This is a genomic window from Kribbella sp. CA-247076, from assembly GCF_050942445.1.
GTDB lineage: Bacteria > Actinomycetota > Actinomycetes > Propionibacteriales > Kribbellaceae > Kribbella.
Window position 1 is genome coordinate 5,161,093 of sequence record NZ_CP192051.1, and the last position, 18,822, is coordinate 5,179,914.

21 protein-coding genes are annotated in these 18,822 nt (G+C 69.5%); 8 read left to right on the forward strand and 13 right to left on the reverse strand.

Annotation, left to right across the window (positions count from 1 at the left end; genetic code table 11):
* Window positions 1–6: 6 nt before the first annotated feature.
* The 5 genes from rpmB to ACQPYZ_RS24245 form a co-directional block, all read right to left on the reverse strand.
* Window positions 7–228: a 50S ribosomal protein L28 gene (rpmB, locus tag ACQPYZ_RS24225; protein ID WP_131355194.1), complete on the reverse strand. Its 222-nt coding sequence runs from the start codon at window positions 226–228 to the stop codon at window positions 7–9.
* An 83-nt stretch (window positions 229–311) separates the two neighbouring features.
* Window positions 312–2,294 carry an aldo/keto reductase gene (locus ACQPYZ_RS24230; protein ID WP_433160129.1) on the reverse strand — a complete coding sequence of 661 codons (1,983 nt, stop codon included), beginning with the start codon at window positions 2,292–2,294 and terminating at the stop codon, window positions 312–314.
* A gap of 24 nt (window positions 2,295–2,318) precedes the next feature.
* Window positions 2,319–3,146 carry a carbohydrate ABC transporter permease gene (locus tag ACQPYZ_RS24235; protein ID WP_433160131.1) on the reverse strand — a complete coding sequence of 276 codons (828 nt, stop codon included), beginning with the start codon at window positions 3,144–3,146 and terminating at the stop codon, window positions 2,319–2,321.
* Window positions 3,136–4,137 (reverse strand): carbohydrate ABC transporter permease, encoded by a 1,002-nt coding sequence (locus tag ACQPYZ_RS24240; protein WP_433160133.1) that lies wholly within the window; start codon window positions 4,135–4,137, stop codon window positions 3,136–3,138. Before ACQPYZ_RS24240 ends, ACQPYZ_RS24235 begins: the two co-directional genes overlap by 11 nt.
* 1 nt (window position 4,138) lies before the next feature.
* Window positions 4,139–5,425 carry an ABC transporter substrate-binding protein gene (locus ACQPYZ_RS24245; RefSeq protein ID WP_433160135.1) on the reverse strand — a complete coding sequence of 429 codons (1,287 nt, stop codon included), beginning with the start codon at window positions 5,423–5,425 and terminating at the stop codon, window positions 4,139–4,141.
* Between the two features lie 180 nt (window positions 5,426–5,605).
* On the opposite strand from ACQPYZ_RS24245, the gene ACQPYZ_RS24250 reads away from it, so the two are divergent.
* Together ACQPYZ_RS24250 and ACQPYZ_RS24255 are read left to right on the forward strand one after the other, a co-directional pair.
* Window positions 5,606–6,208: an HAD family hydrolase gene (locus tag ACQPYZ_RS24250; protein ID WP_433160137.1), complete on the forward strand. Its 603-nt coding sequence runs from the start codon at window positions 5,606–5,608 to the stop codon at window positions 6,206–6,208.
* Between the two features lie 86 nt (window positions 6,209–6,294).
* A complete protein-coding gene (locus tag ACQPYZ_RS24255; protein WP_433160139.1) occupies window positions 6,295–7,914 on the forward strand; it encodes a GxGYxYP domain-containing protein in 1,620 nt (539 codons plus the stop codon).
* 67 nt (window positions 7,915–7,981) lie between these two features.
* Here ACQPYZ_RS24255 and ACQPYZ_RS24260 read toward each other — a convergent pair whose 3' ends face one another.
* Window positions 7,982–8,263, reverse strand: a complete 282-nt coding sequence (locus tag ACQPYZ_RS24260) for a GNAT family N-acetyltransferase (RefSeq protein ID WP_433169748.1) — start codon at window positions 8,261–8,263, stop codon at window positions 7,982–7,984.
* 42 nt (window positions 8,264–8,305) lie between these two features.
* A complete protein-coding gene (locus tag ACQPYZ_RS24265) occupies window positions 8,306–8,464 on the reverse strand; it encodes a hypothetical protein (protein WP_433160141.1) in 159 nt (52 codons plus the stop codon).
* A 266-nt stretch (window positions 8,465–8,730) separates the two neighbouring features.
* Here ACQPYZ_RS24265 and ACQPYZ_RS24270 point away from each other — a divergent pair, with 266 nt between their 5' ends.
* Window positions 8,731–9,507, forward strand: a complete 777-nt coding sequence (locus tag ACQPYZ_RS24270) for a maleylpyruvate isomerase family mycothiol-dependent enzyme (RefSeq protein WP_433160143.1) — start codon at window positions 8,731–8,733, stop codon at window positions 9,505–9,507.
* A 4-nt stretch (window positions 9,508–9,511) separates the two neighbouring features.
* On the opposite strand, the gene ACQPYZ_RS24275 is transcribed toward ACQPYZ_RS24270, so the two are convergent.
* Together ACQPYZ_RS24275 and ACQPYZ_RS24280 are read right to left on the reverse strand one after the other, a co-directional pair.
* A complete protein-coding gene (locus tag ACQPYZ_RS24275) occupies window positions 9,512–10,678 on the reverse strand; it encodes an MFS transporter (RefSeq protein ID WP_433160145.1) in 1,167 nt (388 codons plus the stop codon).
* Complete coding sequence (locus ACQPYZ_RS24280; protein WP_433160146.1) at window positions 10,675–11,325, reverse strand: HAD-IA family hydrolase; 651 nt, start codon at window positions 11,323–11,325, stop codon at window positions 10,675–10,677. The genes ACQPYZ_RS24275 and ACQPYZ_RS24280 overlap by 4 nt, the downstream gene beginning before the upstream one ends.
* 47 nt (window positions 11,326–11,372) lie before the next feature.
* Between ACQPYZ_RS24280 and ACQPYZ_RS24285 the strand changes: the two genes are divergently transcribed.
* A complete protein-coding gene (locus ACQPYZ_RS24285) occupies window positions 11,373–12,533 on the forward strand; it encodes an ROK family transcriptional regulator (protein ID WP_433160148.1) in 1,161 nt (386 codons plus the stop codon).
* Here ACQPYZ_RS24285 and ACQPYZ_RS24290 read toward each other — a convergent pair.
* The 3 genes from ACQPYZ_RS24290 to ACQPYZ_RS24300 are packed head-to-tail and all read right to left on the reverse strand — an operon-like array spanning window position 12,511 to window position 14,886.
* Complete coding sequence (locus ACQPYZ_RS24290) at window positions 12,511–13,122, reverse strand: DinB family protein (protein ID WP_433160150.1); 612 nt, start codon at window positions 13,120–13,122, stop codon at window positions 12,511–12,513. The two genes, ACQPYZ_RS24285 and ACQPYZ_RS24290, sit on opposite strands and share 23 nt — an antisense overlap.
* The gene (gene thiD, locus ACQPYZ_RS24295) at window positions 13,119–13,922 is read right to left on the reverse strand and encodes a bifunctional hydroxymethylpyrimidine kinase/phosphomethylpyrimidine kinase (protein ID WP_433160152.1); all 804 of its coding nucleotides are present in this window, start codon (window positions 13,920–13,922) and stop codon (window positions 13,119–13,121) included. The genes ACQPYZ_RS24290 and thiD overlap by 4 nt, the downstream gene beginning before the upstream one ends.
* Before the next feature lies 1 nt (window position 13,923).
* Entirely contained in the window at window positions 13,924–14,886 is a 963-nt protein-coding gene (locus ACQPYZ_RS24300) for a thiamine-phosphate kinase (RefSeq protein WP_433160154.1), read from the reverse strand.
* Window positions 14,887–15,015: 129 nt separating this feature from the next.
* Between ACQPYZ_RS24300 and ACQPYZ_RS24305 the strand changes: the two genes are divergently transcribed.
* The 4 genes from ACQPYZ_RS24305 (at window position 15,016) to ACQPYZ_RS24320 (ending at window position 17,486) form a co-directional block, all read left to right on the forward strand.
* Window positions 15,016–15,252: an Lrp/AsnC family transcriptional regulator gene (locus ACQPYZ_RS24305; protein ID WP_026163142.1), complete on the forward strand. Its 237-nt coding sequence runs from the start codon at window positions 15,016–15,018 to the stop codon at window positions 15,250–15,252.
* A 28-nt stretch (window positions 15,253–15,280) separates the two neighbouring features.
* On the forward strand, window positions 15,281–15,736 hold the full coding sequence (locus ACQPYZ_RS24310; protein ID WP_433160156.1) for a DUF3515 domain-containing protein: 456 nt from the start codon (window positions 15,281–15,283) through the stop codon (window positions 15,734–15,736).
* Window positions 15,737–15,855: 119 nt separating this feature from the next.
* Window positions 15,856–16,272 (forward strand): YciI family protein, encoded by a 417-nt coding sequence (locus ACQPYZ_RS24315; RefSeq protein ID WP_433160158.1) that lies wholly within the window; start codon window positions 15,856–15,858, stop codon window positions 16,270–16,272.
* A gap of 5 nt (window positions 16,273–16,277) precedes the next feature.
* On the forward strand, window positions 16,278–17,486 hold the full coding sequence (locus ACQPYZ_RS24320; RefSeq protein ID WP_433160159.1) for an RNA polymerase sigma factor: 1,209 nt from the start codon (window positions 16,278–16,280) through the stop codon (window positions 17,484–17,486).
* A 120-nt stretch (window positions 17,487–17,606) separates the two neighbouring features.
* Here ACQPYZ_RS24320 and ACQPYZ_RS24325 read toward each other — a convergent pair whose 3' ends face one another.
* A complete protein-coding gene (locus tag ACQPYZ_RS24325; protein ID WP_433160161.1) occupies window positions 17,607–18,740 on the reverse strand; it encodes a D-alanine--D-alanine ligase family protein in 1,134 nt (377 codons plus the stop codon).
* Window positions 18,741–18,822: the final 82 nt, after the last annotated feature.

The window sequence follows — 18,822 nt, forward strand, 5'->3', positions numbered from 1 at the left end:
GCTGGGTCAGCCGACGACGCGCTGGACCTTGCCGGCCTTGATGCAGGACGTGCAGACCTTCAGGCGGGTCGGGGTGCCCTTGATGAGCGCCCGGACCGGCTGGATGTTGGGGTTGAACCGCCGGGGCGTGCGAGCCTTGACCCGGCGGATCATCGCGCCCTTACCCAGGCGGGCAACGTTGTTGCCGAACGTCGGCTGCTTGCCGCAGACATCGCACTTCTTAGACATGATTCTCCGTGTTCAGGGTCGTGACACCGACAGACCATGTTACATGGGTGCCACTGCACGACCAATTCGGCGTCAGGCGCGGATCACTGCGTGAGCCAGGCCACTTCCTCGGGGGTGAGCTCCACCGACAGGCCCGGCATCGAGGTGCGGGTCTCGCTGATGTGGCGGGGCCCGATCAGCGGGAACACCGGGTACGGCTGGTGCAGCAGCCAGGCCAAGGCTATCGCGGTCGGCTCGACGCCCTTGGCGGCGGCCAGTTCGCGGGCCCGGTCCAGCCGGCGGAAGTTCTCGTCGGAGTAGAAGCAGCGGACCAGTTCCTCGTCCGAGCGGACCTCCGGCGTCGCCCGGCCGGTGAAGAACCCGCGGGCCTGGCTCGACCAGGGGAACAGCGCGACCTGCCGGTCCCGCAGCCAGGCCTGCGACGCGTCGTCGGCAACGTGCCGGCAGCCGGCCCACGGTACGTCGTACGCGCGGGCGAGGCTGAGGTGGTTGCTCAGCAGCGTGAACGGCTGCTTGCCGTTCGCCTCGGCGTACGCGTTCGCCTCGTCGAACCGCTCCAGCGACCAGTTGGACCCGCCGAACGCCTTGATCCGCCCGGCCTTGAAGTGCTCGTGCAGGACGTCGACGAACTCGCCGACCGGGACCTCCTCGTTGTCGCGGTGCATCAGGTAGAGGTCGACGTGGTCGGTCTGCAGCCGCTCGAGGCTCTCGGTCAGCTGCCGGGTGATCGACTCCGGGTCGCAGTGCGGCGTGTGCGCACCCTTGCCGATGACAACGACCTGGTCGCGGTTGCCGCGGGACGTCATCCACTGCCCGAGCAGCTTCTCCCCGCGGCCGCGCCCGTAGATGTACGCCGTGTCGAACGTCGTCCCGCCGCGCTCGACGAAGTCGTCGAACATCGCGGCCGCGTGCGTGAGCGTCTCCTGGTTGTCGACGCCCATCACCAGCCGGGACACATCCTTGTCCAGCCCGGGGACGCGGCCGTACTTCATCGGTGCGTCCTGCTTGCGGGCCAGCGGCCGGCCGGTCGCGGTCGGGATGACCGCGTCGTCGCGCTCGCTCGCGTACTGCTGCCCGATCGCCTTCCGCCAGGCGTCCTGGACGGTCAGGTTGCCGAGGGTGTCGGCCCAGGTCATCTCTGGTGCCTGCCGCTGCTCGATCGCGGCCGCGACCGCCTCCGCCTCGGCGGCGTAGATGAGGGCGGTGTCCGCGGAGATGTCCCGCGGCTCCTCCCCGACCTTGTGCAGGGTGACGTGGGTCGGCTCACCGTCGCCGCCGAACCACGGGTCCTGGACGACGAGGTACCCCTCGCTGCCGTAGATGCGGACCTGGTTGTCGTCGCGCAGCCGGACGCCGGTGCTGACCTGCGCGGTCACTCCGCCCTCGAAGAACAGGGTCGCGACCGACCACTCGTCGGCACCGGTCTCGCCGACGTGTCCGACCGCGGTCACCGCGGCCGGCTCGGCGTACGGCTGACCGGTCGCGGCCCCGGCGATCAGCCGCGCCATCGACACCGGGTAGCCGCCGACATCGAGGATGCCGCCGCCGGCCAGCTCGTCGGCGAAGATCCGGCTCTCCGGCCGGAACGACGAGGCGAACGCGAAGGTGGCCTGGATCTGGTGGACGGTGCCGAGCTCGCCGTCGCGGACCAGCTGGGTGATCAGCTTGGTCTGCGGCAGGCACCGGTACATGTACGCCTCCATCAGGAAGACGTCGTTCGCGACCGCGGCCTCGATCATCGCCTCGGCCCAGGCCTTGTTGATCGCCAGCGGCTTCTCGCAGAGCACGTGCTTGCCGGCCTCGGCGGTCTTGATCGCCCACTCCACGTGCATCGGGTGCGGGGTGGCGATGTAGACCGCGTCCACGGTCTCGTCGGCCAGCAGGTCGTCGTACGAACCGTGCCGGTTGGTGATGTCCCACCTGTCGGCGAAGGTGTTGGCCGAGTCGATCGACCGGCTGCCGACGGCGACGACCTCGTTGTTCGGCGACGTCGGCACCTGGCTCGCGAACCGGGACGCGATGTTCCCGGTGCCGATGATTCCCCAGCGGAGCTTGCTGTCAGTCAAGAGGTGTCCCGTTCGGTTGTGGGGTCAGAACTTCATGGCGCCGGCGGCGATGTCGGCGATGAAGTGGCGGCCGCCGATGATGAAGACGCCGATCAGCGGGATGACGCTCATCAGGGCGCCGGCCATCACCATCGAGTAGTCGGTGCCGTAGATGCCGTTCAGCTGCTGCAGGGCGACCTGGAGCGGCAGCTTGTTCGGGTCCGTCATCACGATCAGTGGCCAGAGGTAGTCGTTCCAGACGTTGATGAAGGTGAAGATACCCAGGAAGGCCAGGCCGGGCCGCAGCACCGGGATGCCGACGGTGAGGTACTGGCGGAAGAAGCCGGCGCCGTCGACCTTGGCCGCGGCGATGAGCTCGTCGGGGATCGCGCCGCGGGCGTACTGGCGCATCCAGAAGATGCCGAACGCGTTCGCCGCGCCCGGGATGATCAGCGCCTTCAGCGACCCGATCCAGCCGAACTCGGCCAGTGTCACGAACTGCGGCACCAGCGACAGCTGGGCCGGGATCATGAACGTTGCCAGCAGCAACGCGAAGAGCCAGTCCCGGCCGGGGAACTCGTACTTCGCGAACGCGAACGCGGCCAGCGAGTCGAAGAACAGCACCAGCACGGTGACCGCGAGCGAGACCACCAGGGTGATCATCATCGCGCCGAAGAAGTCGATGTTGTCCAGCACCTTGCCCATGTTCTCGAACAGGTGCGGGCCGATCACCAGTTTCGGCGGGTAGCTGAAGATGTCCGAGGTGGTGTTGGAGGCCATCACGACCATCCAGTAGAACGGGAAGATCGACAGCAGCACGCCGAACATCAGCACGACGTGGCTGAGCACGTTCCGGGTCCGGTCAGCGCGCATCGGCCGTCTCCTTCGCGGTCGCGGCCCGGCGGGCGGCCCGGCGGCCGACCCGCTCGTCACCACCGCCGATCAGCCTCCAGTTGATGATGCTGAACAGCACGATCAGGATGAACAGCGCCCACCCGATCGCGGCGCCGTACCCGAACTGGTTGTCCAGGAACGCGCTCTCGTACAGGTAGGACACGATCGTCGTCCCGGAGCCGCCCGGGCCGCCGGTGTCGCCCAGCAGCACCTGTGACTCGGTGAAGATCTGCAGGCCGCCGATCGTCGAGGTGACCGCGGTGAACAGGATCACCGGGCGCAGCAGCGGGACGGTGATCCGCCAGAACGTCTGTCGCGGTGACGCGCCGTCGACCTTGGCGGCCTCGTAGACGTCGTTCGAGATCGCCTGCAGGCCGGCCAGGAAGATGATTGCGTTGTAGCCGACCCAGCGCCAGGTGACGATGGAGGCGATCGCGATCTTGATCCCCCACGGCTGGGTGAGCCACTCGATCTGGTTCAGCCCGACCGACTGCAGGAACGCGTTCAGCAGACCGAAGTTGTTGCTGAAGATCGAGCCGAACACCATCGTGATCGCGACCACCGAGGTGACGTTCGGGATGAAGTACGCGACCCGGTAGAAGCTGCGGAACCGGGTGGCGTTGTGCAGCGCGTTGGCGATCACCAGCGCGAGCAGCAGCATCGGCACCGTCGACAGCACCCAGATGATCAGCGTGTTCCCGATCGACTGCCAGAACTTGGGGTCGGCGAGCAGGTAGCTGTACTGCTCCAGGCCGACCCACTTCATCTCGCCGATGCCGTCCCAGGAGTGGAACGAGATCCAGATCGAGAACAGCACCGGGAACGCGCCGAAGATCGCGAACAGGATGAAGAACGGCGAGATCGCGGCGTACTGCGGCAGCGCCTGCCGGTACCGGCCGGGTGGTTTCGGCGGGGCGGGTTCCGCGCTGGTGCCGACCTCGGCGGGGAGGGTCTTGCTGGTGACTGCCATCTCAGATCGCCCCCGCTCGGGTGAGTTCGCGTTCGATCTGCTCCTGGGCGTCGGCCCACGCCAGGTCGGGCGACTTGCCGGCGGTCTCGACGTTGACGAGCTCGGCGGAGATCGGGGCGCCGATGATCGAGTCGTACGGACTGAAGTAGGCACCCGGGTACTTCGTCGCGGACTCGCCGAACACGTCGACGATTTTCTGGCCGCCGAAGAACGGGTCGGGTGCGGTCATCCGCTCGTCGGTGTAGCTGGCCGGCGTGGACGGGAACAGCACCGGGTCCAGGAACGCCTGGGCCTGGTTCTTCGCCGACTCCAGCCAGCTGATGAACGCGAACGCGGCCTCCGGGTTCTTGCAGTACTTCGTGATCGCCAGGAACGACCCGCCACGGTTGCCGGCCCCACCAGGAGCTGCCGTCACCCGCCAGAGTCCCTTGGTCTTCGGGGCCGCGTTCTTCGGCCCGAGCTGCGCCCACCAGACGGCCGCGTTGTAGGCGACGAGCTTGCCGTTGGTGACGACCGCGTCGGCGTCCGTCGTGTCCGCCTGCGCGTTCGCCGACAGCCCTTCCTTGACCACGCGGATCGCCAGGTCGAACTGCTCGCGGATGTGGTCCTGGTCGCCGATGTACTGACCGTCCTCGGTCATGTAGCGCTTCGACTGCTGCGCCAGCGCGTACAGGTAGACGCCGGTGATGTTGTCGGTGATGGCCGAGCCCGGCACGGCCGCCTTGAGCTTCTTGCCGAGCTCGATGTAGGCGTCCCAGGTCGGCGCCAGCTCGGCGACCGCCGCGGGGTCGGTGTTGATCCCGGCCTTCTGCAGCATGTCGGTGCGGTAGAAGAGCGCGGTCGGGCCGGTGTCCATCGGGTAGGCCATCATCTTGTCGTCCGGCGTGATCCCGAGCTTCCACTTCCAGTCCAGGAACTCCGACGCGCGGTCCTTCGCGCCGAGCTCGTTGAGGTCGTGGAACTGGTCGGCGTTCGGGAAGTACGTCGCCACGTCGTCGTTGATCGCGACGATGTCCGGGACCAGCGACTTGCCGGCCAGCGAGGTCAGCACCTTGGTCTTGTAGTTCGTGCCGATCCGGGTCATCGCGAGTCTCATGTCCTCGTGCCCCGGGATCGCCTGCTCCGCCTGGGCGATCAGGTCGTCGTTCACCGAGCCGACCCAGGTCCACATGCTGAGCTCGTTGGATCCACCCAGCGAACTCCGGGACCCGCCGCAGCCGGTGAGGCCGGTCGCGGCCGCGGCGGCCCCGCCGCCGAGCGCGAGGAACGTCCTTCTGCTCACTGTCATACGCCTCACCTGGCGCTTTCTGTTGGATTTCGCCGGAAGGTGTCCAGATATGTTTACGTGGCCATTAGGTAAGCGCATACCGACTGAACCGGTCAAGAGGCCACCCTCCCGGTGTCCGAACCTGGCCTGATTCATCCCTCCCCGGCCTCCGGCCCGGTGCGCCCTGCCAGGATGGGCCGCATGATCTCCGCCGTACTGTTCGACGCCGACGGCGTCATCCAGCGCCCGACCATCGACTGGTGGTCGCGGCTGACGTCGTTCGTCCCCGCGGGCTCCGGCGAGGCCTTCGTCGCCGACCTGATGGCGGCCGAGCGGCCGAGCCTGGTGGGCAAGGGCGACTTCAGGGACGCGGTGGCCGCGGTCCTCGAGCGCTGGGACTCGCCGGTGTCGCTGGCGGAGGCGCTCGAGCCGTGGCACTGCTTCGCGGCCGAGCCGGCGGTGGTCTCACTGATCGCCCGGCTCCGCGCGGACGGCGTCGGCTGCCACCTGGCGACCAACCAGCAGCCGTACCGGCGGGCGATCATGCAGGACGAGCGCGGGTACGGCGAGTGGTTCGACCAGACCTTCTACTCGTGCGATCTCGGGCTGGCCAAACCCGATCCGGCGTACTTCCGGGCCATCCTCGGCGCCCTCGACGTACCCGCGTCGTCTGTGCTGTTCGTCGACGACAACGAAAGCAACGTGGCCGGTGCCGCGAGCGTCGGCCTGCAGGCGGAGGTGTACGACCTGTCGTCCGGGGTGGACGCGCTGGTCGACCTGCTTCGCCGCTACGGACTGGGCTGAACCCTTGTGATGCGGTGACGGTTGTGGCATCGTCGCCGGGCAGATGACAACGTAGGACAGTCACCAGCCGCTCCTGGAGGCACCGCATGTCCGATCGACGACGTCTCACCCGCCGCCACGCCCTCGGCCTGACCGCCGGGCTGGGCCTGGCCTCTGTCGCTCCATCCGTCACCCTGCCCGCGTCGGCCGGGTCGACGTCTTCTCTGTCGGCGTCGACGGCTGACTTGTCGGCGTCTGCTTGGTCGGCGTACCCGAAGGGTCGGCGGCCGCGGCTGCTGAACGTGCTCACCGAGGACTCGCTGAGTCTGCCCGAACGCACGCTCGCGACCACGTTGCAGGGCCTGCTGGCGCGCCGCGGATCCGAGTCGCTGTACCTGAACCTTCCCTCGCTCGGCTACCAGTTCTGGCTCGACGACCTCGTCTCCCGGTACGGCGTCCGCACCCGTCCCGGCGACCTGTGGAAAACCGTCAGCCGCTCGCGCGTGAGTGGATATGTTCTCTTCCGTACGGGCACTCCGTCGGTCAACGTGGCGACCACGCTCGCCGGCGTGACGGGTGCCGTCGCTGTCGAGGAGAGCTTGGAGGCACTCGCGATCCGGCACGGATTGCGCAAGGTCCTGGACGTGCGGGACAAGGACGAACGCTGGGTGGTGGACAACTACTGGCACCGGGTGCGGCACGACGTCGCGGTCGAGCAGCGGGCAGACATCGCGGAGCGGATGCGGGACTACGTCACGATGGCGGGGACGCTCGCCTTCTTCGACGGCAACTCGGCGTTCCGCGCCGAGGTGGTCGGCGCGCTCGACGACGACGCGACGGTGATCGGCTGGGGCGACGCCTCCGAGGGCGAGGACACCTTCATCGGCCCGAACTCCGACGCCGGCGTCAAGGCGATCCCGGCCGACCATGCCCGCAACCTGTCCGTCCTGTCCGGCATCACCGAGGCCCGGTTGAGCCAGCGTGGAGGGGGTGGGGGGAGGGCCCTCGAACCGGACCCGAACGCTCACTACGTCACCTTCCTGATCACCGACGGCGACAACATCCAGTGGATGCTCGGCGACTTCCCGACCGACCAACGCTGGTTCGGCAGCCCGCACCGCGGCCGCGTGAACCTCGGCTGGGGCATCTCCCCCTCGCTCATCGACCTCGCACCCTCGGTGATGCGCTGGTACTACGACCGGTCCGTCAAGGACCGCTGGGTCGTCGGCCCGTCCGGCGGCGGCTACATGTACCCCAGCCGCTATCCCGCCCGCGCTCTCGAGAAGCACACCTCCTCGCTGGCGAGGTCGATGGCCCGCGCGGACCTGTCGGCGGTCCAGATCATCGACTTCGACTCGTTCCCGGACACGCGCCTATGGTCGACGTACCTGAAGCATCGTGAGATCGACGGCCTGATCTACCTCGAGTACTCGCGCTACGACTCCCACAAGGGCAAGGTCGTCTGGGCCGAGGGCAAGCCGGTTATCTCGGCGCGGACCATGCTGTGGGACGGGCTCCCGGGCGCCGACGAGGCCTCGGTCACCGCCGAGCTCAACAGCGCGGTCCGGAACCCGCGTTCGACCGCCGGCTACTCGGTCGTCCTGTGGCATGCCTGGAGCAAGTCGGTCGACGACGTGATGACGGTCGTCAACGGGCTCGCGCCGCACGTCAAGGTCATCCCGCCCGACACCCTGGTGAAGATGGTCGGCAAGTACGCACGTCCCTGACCCACGGCACGACGCACCCGTCTGAGCTCGCGCACACCCGCCGCGAGCCCAGACGAGTGTGGGGTGTTCAGAGCTCGCGGTAGTACACCGCGACGGGTAGCTTGACGCAGCCGAGGCTCTCGTACAGGGCGCGGGCAGGCGCGTGGAAGTCGTCGCCCCCGGTGCCGATCTCGACCACCTCCGCGCCGTGCTGCCGCATCGCATCGAACGCGTGCTCGCACAGAGCGGTGCCGAGATTCGCCCGGCGGTGTTCGCTCGCGACTGCGAGGATCGTGATGGTGCCGTTCCGACCGGAACTGTTGACGCTCCACGCGACGTAGCCCGCGAGTACGTCGTCCTCTTCGGCGATCGCGACGTACTTGTGCGTGCCAGGGTCGTGAAGCTCCGCGACCTACTTGCGGTAGTCGTCGCGCCACCTGCCGTGCTGGTTGGCGAAGATCGTCTCACCGACCAGTGGCCGGAAGGAGTCCTCGTAGAACGGGCCGAAGGTGTCGATCGTCAGCTGAGTGACTCGCTCGAGGTCGGCGTGAACGTACGAACGGATGATCATGGAGCGTGCCTCTCGCACTGAAGGAAATGGGCATGACTCGATCCGCCCACCGCTGGAGAGGCGGCGGCGGTGCTTCAGATACGAGTACGCCCGGCGGCAAAGCACTCCATGCACACAACCTTACTGATCTCCGATCCACGCTCGCTCGCCTTTTGCGCTACCGTCCGGCTGGTGGTTGGGACGGGCGGCGGCGGTCGTGAAAGCGCCGTGAAAGCGGTCGCTGGGATCATGCAGCAGACATCGATGCAGCACTCGGAGGAGCAGCAATGGACACGTCCACGTACTTGAACGCTGTTGTCGAGCAGACGGACACGTTCGCCGGCTGGGTGGACGGCAAGGATGCGTCGGCTCCGGTGCCGACCTGTCCGAAGTGGACCCTGGCCGACCTGGTCGAGCATGTCGGCGCGACGCAGCGGATGGTGGCGATGCTCGTTGGCGAGCGGCTGTCCGAGCCGAGCAGTGCGTTCGCCCGGCAGGCTTCGGCCCCGGCGGACTCGGCCCAGTGGGGCGCCTGGCTGACCGAGGGCGTGGCCGAGGCGAAGCAAGCCTTCGACGGGGTCACCGACGACACGCCCGTCTGGGACCCGTCCGGCGCCGAGGCAGGCGTCCCGTTCTGGTCGCGTCGGCTGTTCGGCGAGGCGTGCATCCATCGCGCGGACGCGGCATCGGCAGTTGGTCAGCAGTACGAGCTGGCGCCGGAGTACGCCGTCGGGGCCACCGAGGACTGGCTGGACACGATGACGTCCCGCGGCTACTGGGAGAACAGGCCGGACTACGCCGACGCGATGCGCGGCAACGGCCAGACCCTGCACGTCCACGCGACCGACGCGCCCGGAGAGTGGCTCGCCCGCCGGGAAGCGGACCAGATCGTGCTCGAGCGCACGCATGGGAAGGCCGACCTCGCGGTCCGCGGTCCGGCCACCGACCTCATGCTCGTGCTCAGCCGGCGCCGGCCGCTGAACGAGTCTCCTGGCTTGGAAGTACACGGCGACCGGGCACTGCTCGAGCACTGGCTCGAGCACATGGACTGGGTCACCGACTGACCTGTCAGCCGGCAACGGCGCGAGTGTGCACCTTCTCGCGCCGGAAGGCGGCCGACAGCCGGTTCGGGCGCTGGGACAGGGCCATCAGGAGAACAAGCAGCGGGATCGTGATCAGATAGGCGGTGCGGAGATCCGCGACTCGGGAGAGGGCAGCCAGGGCTGCCGGGGTCAGGAGGATCGCGGTGCCGGAGGCCAGTGCGCCGATGGCGGACAGACGGGTCGGGTTGAGGCCCGGGGTCGCGACCAGCGCGGCGAGGGTGACCGGGTAGAGCGGAGCAACTCCCGCACCGGCGATCACGAGGCCGAGGGCCACGGCGGCAGGCGTGTCGAACAGGCTGACCAGAAGCGTGCCGATGACGGCCAGCAGACTACCGGGGATGACCGGAGACACGGTGCGCCAGTGGATGGGGCCGATCGCCCGACCGAGCGCCATACCGATCGGAAATGCGCTGCCCAGGAGCGCCGCTGTTGCCACGGGCAACCCGGTGGCCAGGAGTCGCGCGACCGCCCAGACCACGAAGCAGAACTCCACACCGACCGCCAGCACGACCCGCAGCCACCCGAGTGCGACGGTCACGGCAACACCCGTCGGCGGTACGTCGTCCTGCGGCGTCTGGGCACGTGGTTCCTCAGGGGCGCGCTCGACCCTGCCCTTCAGTACGGCGAGGGCCACAAGCGGCGGTACGGCGGCCAGCAACGCCAGACGGCCCGTGGGACCGAGCGAATCGACCGCACCAATCGCAAGCGGAGCCGTGATCCCGGTAGCGCTGGCGACCGCGTTGACTCGGCTCAACCGCGAGGCCGCCGTCGGACCGTGCAGCACGAGTGGAGCGACGAGCACGAGCAGCGCACCACCCAGCCCGATGCCCAGGCCGCCCGCGACCGCCACGCCGTACGCCGGTGCGACCGCCAGCAGCGCCGCTCCGGCCGCGCACACGAGCGAGCCGAACCGCAGCACGGTCGGAAGCGGCCACAACCGCAGCAGCATCGGGCCGATCATCGCGACGGCGATGAGCCCGACCGCGAAGGCGGACGAGAGCAGCGCGAGGCGGCCGGTGGACTCGTCCAGGTCGCGCGCGAGGATCGCGATGCACGCGCCCAGCCCGGCCAGCAGGTATCCCATGGACGAGAGGCCGACTCCGATCCGGAGCGCGTCCGTCCGCGCGGTCATCCCGCTTCCAGGCCGCTGGAGTTCTCCGCCGAGGACGCGGTCAGCAGGGCGGCGAGTTGATGGAGGTCGGCGAGCTCGATGTCGGCCGGGAGCCCCTTCAGTCCGGCCGTGACCGCGCCGGCGGCGCGGCCGGCCGCCAGGCCGACGGGGGCGTCCTCGACGACCAGGCAGTGCTGGGGCGGTACGCCGAGCAGCGAGGCGGCGTGGAGATACCCTTCCGGGTCCGGCTTACCGCGCGAGATGTCTTCCACGGTGACGAGCACGGGCGGCGCGATGCCTGCGACGGCCAGCCGCAGCTTCGCGAGCCGGTCGTCCGCACTCGTCACGATCGCCCAGGGCAGTCCGAGCCGCTCCAGCACGCGGAGAACCTCGTGGGCTCCGGGCGTAGCGGTCACGTCGGACAGGTCGTCGTACTGCAGCTCGAGCTGGCGGACCGCCGCGGCGGCTCGTTCGCCGGCCGGGAGGTCGGGGCAGATGCGGTCGACCGTCGACTCGGCGGGGCTGCCGTGGGCGATGGCGAGGACGTCGGCCGCCGGTACGCCGTACTCCGCCGACCAGACCGTCCAGGCGCGCTCGACGGCGGCGTCGGAGTCGACCAGCGTGCCGTCCATGTCGAACAGCACGGCGCGGATGTCGCGGATCTCCATCACCCCTCCATTAAACTCGTTCTCCGAGCATAAGGTAGAACCATGCCATGACAACACCCGTTCGCCGCGGACAATGGCAGACCGCAGCCGACGTGCTTGCGCAGGTGAGTCGCCGGCCTGGGATCACCCGCGCCGCTGTGGCCCGCGAGCTGCGGCTGAGCACCAGTTCGGCGACCGAGGTGACCGCCCGGCTACGCGACGTACGGCTGCTCACAGAGGTGCCGGCGCCCAGTCAGGGGCGCGGCAGGCCGACGACCGTACTGCGGGCACACCCACAGGGGCCTGTGGTCCTCGCGCTCGACCTGAGGCAGGGCAGTTGGCGGAGTGCTGTGGTCGCCCTGGACGGGTCGTTCCTGGAACAGCAGTCCCGGCGGCACCGGAGCCGACGGCCACAGGCGGTGCTCGGCAACCTGCGGAAGGTCGTGGAGCAGGTGCAGGAGCAATACGGCGACCGGCTCCGACTGGTGAGCCTGGCGGCCCCGGGCACGATCCGCGACAACCGTCTGATGCAGGCACCCACGCTCAACTGGGTCGACCTCGACCTGGAAACGGTCACGGCGGGCACGAACGTGCCACTGCTCGCCGGCAACGACGCAACGCTGAGTGGTGTGGCCGAAGCCCGCACCGGAGCCGCCGCCGGCGCTGGTACGGCGCTGCACCTCATCGTCGAGGTGGGGATCGGTGGCACGCTGCTGATCGACGGCGTACCGGCGCAGGGAGCGTCCGGAGCCGGCGGTGAGTACGGGCACATCCCCTTCGACGACGCCAAGCGCGAGTGTCCGTGTGGGGCCCGCGGGTGCTGGGACCTAGAGATCGACGGACGCGCACTGGCTCGGCACCTCAAGGAGCCGACGCCGGAGGACCCGTACGCCTACACGGAAGCCGTCCTGCGACGTACTGACCGCACTGCGGGCCGTGCGGTCACCAGAGTGGTCACTGCCCTCGCCACAGGCATCGCCGGCCTCGTCAACGCCCATGACCCGGACGTGGTGACGGTGGGCGGGCTGGCCATCCCACTCCGCGCGGCCGCCGAGCCCGCGTTCGAGCAGGCCTACCTAGCCGGCCTCATGACGTTCCACCGGGGCTCTCCCCCGCCGGTGCTGCCGGCCACGCATCAGCCCGATGGTCCGCTGCGTGGTGCCGCGGCGCTGGCACTCGACCGGCTCACCAGCGAGCCGTCGATCGCTAGCTGGGCTGATCGGCGCTGACTTCGTCCTGCGCCTGCTCGGCGGGCGCCTTGGGGACGATCGGCGGCTCGACCTTCGCCAGGATCGTGGTGATGTCGTGGCGGTGGTGCTGGATCTCGTGGGCGGTGTGGCGGATCACCCAGCCCAGAGTGCGCGGCGCACGTACGGGATAGTTGTAGAGGCCCAGCTTGCCGAGTTGCGGCGGCGTGAGCACTCGGGCGGCCGCACCGAACTCGCGAGCGAACCGCATCAGCGCGGCCGCGACCTCCATCGGATCCTGGTCCTCGTACTTGAGCTCCTTGACCCGACCGGTCCGGTCCATCGGCGCGTACACGGGCCGGTCCTCCGCCAGACACTGCGCGATCCGCTGCCGCTGGACCTCGAGCACGTCGCGGACGTGGCAGGCGTACTCGATCGCCGACCACACGTCCGGCTCGGGCCGCAGCCGTACGACGTCCGGATCGGGACCGGCCGCCGCCTTCGTCAACGCCATACTGCAGTCCGCCGCCTGCCGGATCAGCGTGGTCACCGTGCCCTGCAGGTCACCGGTGTCGTAGTTGAACCCGCACTGCTCGCAGTACCCGTCCACCGGCGGCTGCTGCCTGCTCAACTGCTGCTCCCTCGAAATCGCCAGGCGTGATCGACCGGACCGATTCCACCACCGAGCGCGAACCCGGCCGCGATCGCCCCGGTCACGTACTCCTTCGCCGCCCCGACAGCACCGGGTACGTCGTACCCGCGCGCCAGGTACGACGCGATCGCGCTGGCCAGCGTGCACCCGGTGCCGTGCGTGTGCCGGTTGTCCGCCCGTACGGCGCTGTAGGCCCGGCGTACCCCTGGACCGTGCAGCACGTCGGTGGACGCCGTACCGACGTCGTGGCCGCCCTTCACCAGCACCCACGAGGCCCCGGCGTCCAGCAGCACCTTCGCCGCGAGCTCCCGGTCCTCCACCGTCTCCAACTCCATGCCGGCGACCGGACCGAGCTCGGTGAGGTTCGGCGTGAGGACGGTTGCCAGCGGCACGATCTCGGAGCGGACCGCGTCCATCGCGTCGGCGGCCAGCAACGCGTCGCCGTGCTTGGAGACCGACACCGGGTCCACCACGACCGGCACGGACGGCGGCAGGGTGCGGAGCAGCGACGCCACGACCCGGACCATCGACGCCGAAGCCAGCATGCCGGTCTTCACCGCGTCGACGCCGATGTCGTCGACCACACTGCGGAACTGCGCGCGGACCTGTTCCTCCGGCAGCTCCCACGCCCCCTGGACGCCGAGGCTGTTCTGCGCGGTGATCGCGGTCAGCACGCTCATGCCGTGCACACCGTTGGCCAGCATCGCCTTCAGATCCGCCTGGATCCCGGCGCCGCCGCCGGAGTCGGAGCCGGCGATCGTCAGCACTCTGGGCAGCATGTCAACTCCTGAAATGGGCGTGACCGGACTCGGCGGCGTACCGGGCGCCGTCCACCGTGACCGTACCGGCCGGGCGATCCTCGTTGCCCTCAGCAACCGAGCCGATGACGGTCCAGCCCTCGGGGACGTCGGCCGGCTCGAAGGTTCCCACCAGCGCATGGTCCTCGCCACCGGTGAGCACGAACTTGAGCGCGTCCACACCGGTCGCGGCAGCGACGGCCTGCAGCGGCTCGGGCACGCTCAACGCGTGCGAGTGCACGTCGATGGTCACCTCGCTGGCGACCGCGATGTGCCCGAGATCGGACAGCAGCCCGTCGCTGACGTCGCACAACGACGACGCGCCGGCCAGGGCGGCTCGGGGCCCCTCGGCGTACGGCGGCTGCGGGCGCCGGTGCGCCTCGACCACGGACCGCGGGGACCGGAACCCGCGGGTCAGCACGGTGTAGCCGGCCTCCGCCCAGCCCAGCCGGCCCGTGACGGCCACCTCGTCGCCGGGACGGGCACCCGAGCGCAGCACCGGCGGACGGCCGTCCAGCGTGCCGAACGCGGTCACCGAGACGACGATCTTGTCCGACTGCACCGTGTCGCCGCCGACGATGGTGGCCTCGACCAGCTCGGCCTCGTCGACCAGGCCCTGGTTCAGCTCGAGCGCCCAGGCGGTCGGCAGGTCGGCGGGCGCCCCGAACCCGACCACGATTGAGGTCGGCCGGGCGCCCATCGCCATGACGTCGGCCAGGTTCTGCGCGGCGGCCTTGCGGCCCACGTCGTACGCCGACGACCAGTCCCGGCGGAAGTGCCGGCCCTCCACCAGCAGGTCGGTGGTGATCACCATCCGGCCGTCCGGCACGGCCACCACGGCCGCGTCGTCGCCGGGACCGACCAGGACGTCCTCACTGGTGGACAGCCCCTTGGTGACGGCCGCGATCAGGCCGAACTCACCCGTGCTCCCCAACGTCTCTGTCACGTCAGCAGACCTCCCATATCGCCAACCGGAGTCTAGGCGGTACCGTGACCGGGCAACGAAGAGTACGCCCGGCCGGCTCGCAGTACGCCCGGCCGGTGCCCCGCTGAGGACGACTGAGTGGAGAACGACGTGGTGGTCCAGGCCTACATCCTGATCCAGACCGAGGTCGGCAAGGCTGCCGACGTCGCGGCACAGATCGCCGAGGTCCAGGGCGTCACCCTGGCCGAGGACGTCACCGGCCCGTACGACGTGATCGTCCGCGCGGAAGCCCGCAACGTCGACGAACTGGGCAAACTGGTGGTTGCCAAGGTCCAGAACGTGCCCGGGATCACCCGCACCCTGACCTGCCCCGTCGTCCACATCTGATCGCCACGGGGTTCCACCCTCCGTCCGCATGCCCAGAGTCCTGCTCGCTGTCCTCGGCCTGATCCTGCTGGCCGGGTGCAGCCCCGGTCCGGTGCGCGTCGCCGTACCCTCGCCCGGGCCCGAGGTCGCGACGGCCTGCGGACCGCTGATGGAGGCGCTGCCCGCCAAGGTGCTGGACGGCGAGCGGCGCGACACCGAGCCCGTCAGCCCGTTCACGGCGGCGTACGGCGATCCGCCGATCGAGGTGACCTGTGGGGTCTCGGCGCCGGCCGGGATGGCCCAGGCGCAGTCGCAGTGCTTCGAGGTGAACGGTGTGGGCTGGTTCGCCAAGGAGGCCGAGAACGGGATCGTCTTCACCACCATCGGCCGCGCCGTGTACCTCGAGGTCGCCGTCCCGTCGGAGTACGCCCCTGAGGCGAACGCGCTGACCGACGTCTCCGACGCTGTCCACAGGTTCAACAAGCTCGTCTTTCCGTGCACCTGACGACGGCATACTCCAGTCGAACCGAGAATTGTTCGTCGGCGGTGTCCGGTTGATTCCGGCGGGGGCGACGTACCAGGCGAGAGGCACCGCGGTGGTGCCCGGGACGACGGGAGATTCCGATGAAGTACATGATCCTGAGCTACGCGTCGCAGCAGGACTACGACGGGATGGCGGGTCAGGAGAGCGGCAAGCCGGCGTGGACCGCCGAGGACTTCGCCGCGATGGGCGCGTTCATGGAGAAGTTCAACAACGACCTGATCGAGTCCGGAGAGCTGGTCGAGACGCGCGGGCTCGCGGCGCCCGTGCTGACCAGGCGGATCGGGCAGAAGGACGGCGCGGCGGTGGTGACGGACGGGCCGTACGCCGAGACGCAGGAAGTGCTCGCCGGGTACTGGATCGTCGAGTGCGAGTCGATGGACAGAGCGACCGAGATCGCGGCCCGGCTCGGCGACACGCCCGCCCCGGACTTCGTTCGCGCAACCGCGTACGCCGACATCCGGCCCGTGCTCGAGGGCCGCGACGACCTGGTCGGCTGACGGCCATGCCCGCAGCGCTCGAGGATCTGCTGCGTGAGCTGACGCCGCAGGTGCTCGGGGCGTTGGTTCGGCGGTACGGGCACTTCGACACCGCGGAGGACGCGGTGCAGGAGGCCTTGCTGGCGGCCGCGCAGCAGTGGCCCGCGGAGGGTGTGCCGGACAATCCGCGGGCGTGGCTGATCACGGTGGCCTCGCGCCGGCTGACGGATCTGCTCCGCCGGGAGCAGGCTCGTCAGCGGCGGGAGGACCGGGTGGCGCAGTGGGCGACGGCGCCGAGCGAGCCGATCGCGGACACCGACGACACGCTGATCCTGCTGTTCATGTGCTGTCATCCGTCGCTGTCACCGGCGTCGCAGATCGCGCTGACGCTGCGGGCCGTGGGTGGTCTGACGACGGCCGAGATCGCACGGGCGTTCCTGGTGCCGGAGGCGACGATGACCCGGCGGATCACCCGGGCGAAGGCGAGCGTGAAGGACAGCGGGGCCCGGTTCGCGCTCCCGGCGGGCCAGGACCGGGACGAGCGGCTCGGCGCGGTGCTGAAGGTCGTGTACCTGATCTTCAACGAGGGCTACACGAGTACGACGGGGCCGACGTTGCAGCGGGTCGAACTGGCGGCCGAGGGGATCCGGCTGGCGCGGATGCTGCGCCGGCTGCTGCCGGACGACAGCGAGGTCGCCGGGCTGCTGGCGTTGATGCTGCTGACGGACGCACGGCGGCCGGCGCGTACCGGCCCGCTCGGCGAGCTGGTGCCGATGGACGAGCAGGACCGGTCGCTGTGGATCCCGGAGCTGATCCAGGAGGGCGTCGACCTGATCACGGCAGCGCTGCCGCGGGGTCCGGTGGGGCCCTATCAGCTGCAGGCGGCGATTGCGGCCGTTCACGACGAGGCGCCCTCCGCGGCCGAGACCGACTGGCTGCAGATCGTCGGGCTGTACGAGGCACTACTCCGGCTGGTGGACAACCAGATGGTGGCGCTGAACCAGGTGGTCGCGGTCGCCATGGCACGCGGCGCCGACGCCGGCCTCAAACTGCTCGCCACCATCGAAACCGACGAACGCCTCGCCTCCGACCACCGACTGTCCGCCGTCCGCGCCCACCTCCTGGAAATGTCCGGCGACCTGCCCGCAGCCCGAGCCGCCTACGAACAAGCCGCGACCCGAACCACCAGCCTCCCCCAACAGCGCTACCTCCACACCCGAGCCCAACGCCTCTAACCCGCAGCAGATCATCAACCGCCACCACCACACGCACACGACGTACCCGCCTCAACCGCACCCCGCCGTACGGTGACTACTCCCGGCCTCGCTGGACGACCTGGACGGGTGGGCTGTGGGTCAGCGGAGGCCGGTGGGGCGGGTCATGGCCAGGGTGAGGAGGCGGTCGACCAGGGCGGGGTAGTCGAGGCCGGTGGCGGCCCAGAGGCGGGGAAACATGCTGGTCGGGGTAAAGCCGGGCATGGTGTTGATCTCGTTGATCACGACCCGGCCGTCCGCGTCGAGGAAGAAGTCGACCCGCGCGAGTCCTTCACCCTCGATCGCGTCGAAGGCGGTCAGTGCCTTCGCCCGGATCTCGGCCGCGATCTCCTCCGGCAGGTCGGCCGGCACGGAGAGCGCGGTGTACTCCTCCCCCTCCGGCAGGTACTTGGTCTCGAAGTCGTAGAAGTCGTGCCCGCCGCCCGACACCGCGATCTCACCGCACACGCTCACCTCGGCCGGACCGCCGTTCACACCACCGAGTACGCCGACCTCGATCTCACGCGGGTTGTTCGCCGACGCCTCGACGATCACCTTCGGGTCGTGCGCACGTGCCTCGGCGACCGCGTCGTCGAGCTCGTCCAGGCTGTTGACCTTGCTGATGCCGAGGCTGGAGCCGCCCCGGCACGGCTTCACGAACACCGGGTAGCCGAGCGCGTCGACCGCCTCCCGGCACGCGGCCGGGTCGCGGGTCCAGTCGCGGTCGCGGATGACGACGTACGGCGTGACCTCGAGGCCGGCGGCCTGGAAGACGACCTTCATGTGGTGCTTGTCCATGCCGACCGCGCTGGCGAGTACGCCGGAGCCGACGTACCGGATGTCCGACATCTCCAGCAGGCCCTGGATCGTGCCGTCCTCGCCCCACGGGCCGTGCAGCAGCGGGAAGACGACGTCGACCTCGCCGAGCGTGCTCGGCATCTGGTTGGGTTCGCTCACGACGAGCTCACGGTTCGCGCCGAACAGCACCGGCAGCGCGGTCACGTCGACCTCCGGGAGCTTGCCGTCGGTGATCGACAGCCGCTCCGGGTCGCCGCTCTCCAGGACCCAGTGGCCGCTGGTGCTGATGCCGATCGGAACCACGTCGTACTTGTCCCGGTCGATCACCTGCAGGACGTTGGCCGCGGTCACGCAGGAGATGGCGTGTTCGCTCGACCGGCCGCCGAAGACCACGGCGACGCGGGGCTTGCGCTGTTCTTCCCTCGAGTGCTCACTCACCGGCTCGACTGTAGCGGCCCCGGGATCAGGTTCCGATCGGGGTTCGGTTAAGAGCTCTTCAGATCGCGGTCAGTAGCGGTCG